This window comes from Promineifilum sp. (SeqCode) (assembly GCF_041918635.1).
Taxonomy (GTDB): Bacteria; Chloroflexota; Anaerolineae; order Promineifilales; family Promineifilaceae; genus Promineifilum.
The window spans coordinates 1-3,686 of record NZ_JAYRVJ010000512.1 but is presented as its reverse complement, the minus strand read 5'-3'; the positions used below and the strand labels follow the sequence as shown (position 1 = coordinate 3,686).

Genomic DNA, 3,686 nt, shown 5'->3' with positions numbered 1-3,686 from the left:
GTTCGAGGATACGTTCCTGGTGCTCGGCCTGCCCGACGGCGGCTCCATGCGGCTGCTGCCGGCGGCCGCGACGGGTGGCGAGGGTGGCCTGGAAGCCGCGCCGGCGCTGACAGGGGCGACCTGGCAGTGGGTGCAGACGGTGACGCCGGAGACGACCGTGGTCGCCACTGACCCGGCGCGCTACACCATCACCTTCAACGACGACGGCACCGCGGCCATTCAGGCTGACTGCAACAGCGTGACCGCCACCTACACGGCGTCGGAGGCCGATTCCACGCTGACCATCACCCCCGGCGCGAGCACGCTGATGGCCTGCCCAGAGGATTCGCAGGCGACTGACTTCCTGAACGGCCTCAGCGCCGCGGCCATCTACTTCTTCCAGGATGGCGACCTCTACATCGACATGTTCGCCAGCAGCGGCACGATGCAGTTCACGACCGACGCGGGCGCGCTCGAGGGCGCGCCGGCCGAGCCGGTGCTGACCGGGGCCACCTGGCAGTGGACGGACGTGATGTCGGGCAACACGGCCACAGCCGTCGCCGACCCGACCCGCTACACCATCACCTTCAACGAGGATGGTACGGCGGCCATCAAGGCCGACTGCAATAGCGTCACCTCGACGTATACCGCCGCCGATGGGGCGATGACCCTGACGCTCGGCGCGAGCACGCTGGCGGCCTGCCCGCCCGATTCGCAGGCGGACGAGTTCACCGCCGGCCTGAGCACCGTCACCGGCTACGCCTTCCAGGACGGCAACCTCGTCCTCAGCCGGGCCGACGGCGGGACGATGCTGTTCTCGACGGCCCTGACCGAGGGCGCGACCTCCAGCGGCGAGGCGGGCGGCGGCGCGGCCGGTACGACTGAAGGTGGGACGGGTGAGAAGGGGGCCGGCCTGACCGGCGCGACGTGGACGTGGACGGCGCTGCACACGCCGGCCAGCAGCACGACCGTCAACGACCCCAGCCGCTTCACGCTGACCTTCAACGCCGACGGCACGGCCCATATCCAGGCCGATTGCAATCAGGTGAGGGCGACCTACACCGTCAGCGAGGGCAACCTGCTGACCGTCGCGCCCGGCGCTTCGACGATGGCCTACTGCGGCCCCGGCTCGCTCGACCAGATCTACCTGGGCGGCCTGACCAACGCCATGGGCTATCGCCTGGAGGGCGGCGAGCTCATCATCGACATGCTGTACGAGAGCGGTTCGCTGGTCTTCGCGGCCGCGCAGTAACGTCTCATAGACCTGACAGGTGGCTAGCGGGGGCCGCCCCCGCTAGCCACCTGTCAGGTCTCCAACACAGGAGCACCCATCGTGACCAACACCCGTCCGGCCGGCATCACCCTGCTGGCCATCGCTTTTATCCTTCTCGGTCTGCTGTCATTCATCTGGAGCATGCTGGTCTTCGGCGTCGGCGCGGTCGCCAGCGTCACCGGCGCGGTCGTCGGCGCGGAAAACATGACCACCTTCGGCGGCGCGAACGCCTGGCAGGGCTTCATCGGCATCGTCGGGGCCGTGGTCGACTTCATCGTCGCCTTCGGCCTGTTGGGGCTGCGGCGCTGGGCGTGGCTCTGGGCGCTGATCGCCGTCGGCCTCAACGTCGTCCTGGGCGTGCTGGGGTTGTTCAGCGGCGGCTTCTGGGCTTTCTGCTGCGGCGTCCTGGGCCTCATCGTCCCGGGGGCCATTCTCTACTACCTGTTGCGGCCCGACGTGCGCCGCGCGTTTGGAAGATAAGAAGGAGGAATCGGCAGATTACGCAGATTTGAAGAGGCTCACGCCAAGAACGCAAAGTGCGCCAAGAGCGCTAAGGAATATATATCTTTGCGTTCTTTGCGATCTTGGCGGACTTTGCGTGATTTTCTTAATCTGCGAAATCTGCGGATGATTTCTTCGTAGGAGGTTCGTCATGGCGAAGAAGGACAAGGGCGGCAAGCGCGCACCGGCCGCCGCGCCGGTGCGCGAGCTGTTGCGCGTGGGGCCGGGCTTCCGCCTGGCCGACGTGGACGCGCGGCGCGTCGTGGCCGGGCCGGCCGACAAGGTTCGGGCCGCGGCCGAGGTCGGCGCGCTGGAGCCGGAAGTCACCGAGTGGCAGGAGAAGCTCTACGCCGAATCGAAGGGGGGCGGCAATCGCCGCCTGCTGGTCGTCCTGCAGGGCATGGACACGTCAGGCAAGGGCGGGGCCATCAAGGCCATTGACCGCGTCAGCGAGCCGCTCGGCCTGCGCATCGCCCAGTTCGGCGCGCCGACGAAGAAGGAGCTGAAGAAGCACTACCTCTGGCGCATCGAGCAGAAGCTGCCGCCGCCGGGGGCCATCGGCGTCTTCGACCGCTCGCACTATGAGGACGTGCTCGTCGTCCGCGTACGCAATCTCGTGCCGGCCGACATCTGGGAGCCGCGCTACGACGAGATCAACGCCTGGGAGAAGGCGTGCGTCGAGGCCGGCGTCACCTTCCTCAAGTGCATGCTCTTCATCTCGCCCGAGGAACAGCGGCAGCGGCTGCTGGATCGCCTGGCCGACCCGACCAAGCAGTGGAAGTACCGGCCGGGCGACGTGGACGACCGCCTGCTGTGGCCCGACTTCATGGAGGCCTACGAGGCGGCGCTGACCCGCTGCTCCACCGACCACGCCCCGTGGTACGTCATCCCCGCCGACCGCAAGTGGCACCGCAACTGGCTGCTGGCGCGGATGGTGGTGGAGACGCTGCGCGAGATGAACCCGCAGTATCCGGCGACGACGTTCGACGTGGCCGCTGAGACGCGGCGGGTGCAGGAGAGTTGAGAGGTTAGAAACCGGGTTTTTTCTGAAGAACCCGGTTTCTATCGTCATTGAGAGTAGTTCAGGAGAGGAGTCCCTATGTGCTGCATCATTTCGCTGCTGGTGTTCATCGGCCCGCGCGTGGCGGCCATTGCCTGGTATCTGACCAACACGGCGCGCTGGAACGCCGCATTCAATAACATCCTGTGGCCTGTCTTAGGCGTCATCTTCCTGCCGTGGACGCTGCTGGCCTACGTGCTCATGTCGGGTGACGGCGCGGTGGCTGGGTTGTGGGACTGGATCGTCGTTGGCCTGGGGGTGCTCATCGACATCGGCGCGTTCGGCGGCGGCTATCAGAGTCGCAACCGGCGGTAAGCGATCCGCGGATTGCACAGATTTGTCCGAAACACAGAGCCTACATCTTTAGGCGATAAATAAAATAACTGGCCGCGCGGGTTGAAACCCGCGGCTGGTACTGGTACACGAAACCCGTTGAAACGGGTTGAAGAGGCCGCGGCAACGTGTTTATGCGTTTTGACAAATGAAACCGGATATGACAGGCGTAGGGGCGGGACAACGCGGCCGAACGGTCTCCTCTTGCGGAACCCTGTCGATGCCGCGTTGTCTCGCCCCTCTGACTGGTCGCGCTCCAGAGAGGGCGAGACAATCGGCGGTCTACGCTCTAGTGATCGGACGAGGCCGTTCGCGCCGATTGTCCCGCCCCTACGCCCGTCATATCCGGTTTTATTTGTCAAAACGCATCATCCATCGGACGCTTTGCATGATGAGCATAACTGCATGATGAGCATGCCGCGGACATTGTTACACGTGGAAGGCGGCGCGTTGCTGCTGGCCGCGACGGCCGCCTACTTCCGCCTGGGCCATCCCTGGTGGCTCTATCTGCTGCTGCTCATCGCCCCCGATCTGAGCCTG

At 65.7% G+C, this 3,686-nt stretch carries 5 protein-coding genes; all 5 read left to right on the top strand.

The window, feature by feature from the left end; genetic code table 11:
- Positions 1–1,231, top strand: a 1,231-nt coding sequence (locus ACE3UY_RS15480; protein ID WP_374688398.1) for an META domain-containing protein, incomplete at its 5' end; no start/stop codon positions are given.
- An 81-nt stretch (positions 1,232–1,312) separates the two neighbouring features.
- Positions 1,313–1,732 (top strand): hypothetical protein, encoded by a 420-nt coding sequence (locus ACE3UY_RS15475; RefSeq protein WP_374688397.1) that lies wholly within the window; start codon positions 1,313–1,315, stop codon positions 1,730–1,732.
- Between the two features lie 172 nt (positions 1,733–1,904).
- A complete protein-coding gene (locus ACE3UY_RS15470) occupies positions 1,905–2,777 on the top strand; it encodes a PPK2 family polyphosphate kinase (RefSeq protein ID WP_374688396.1) in 873 nt (290 codons plus the stop codon).
- Between the two features lie 75 nt (positions 2,778–2,852).
- Positions 2,853–3,128 carry a hypothetical protein gene (locus ACE3UY_RS15465; RefSeq protein ID WP_374688395.1) on the top strand — a complete coding sequence of 92 codons (276 nt, stop codon included), beginning with the start codon at positions 2,853–2,855 and terminating at the stop codon, positions 3,126–3,128.
- Between the two features lie 423 nt (positions 3,129–3,551).
- A partial coding sequence (locus ACE3UY_RS15460) for a DUF4260 family protein (protein ID WP_374688399.1) occupies positions 3,552–3,686 on the top strand: 135 nt, incomplete at its 3' end.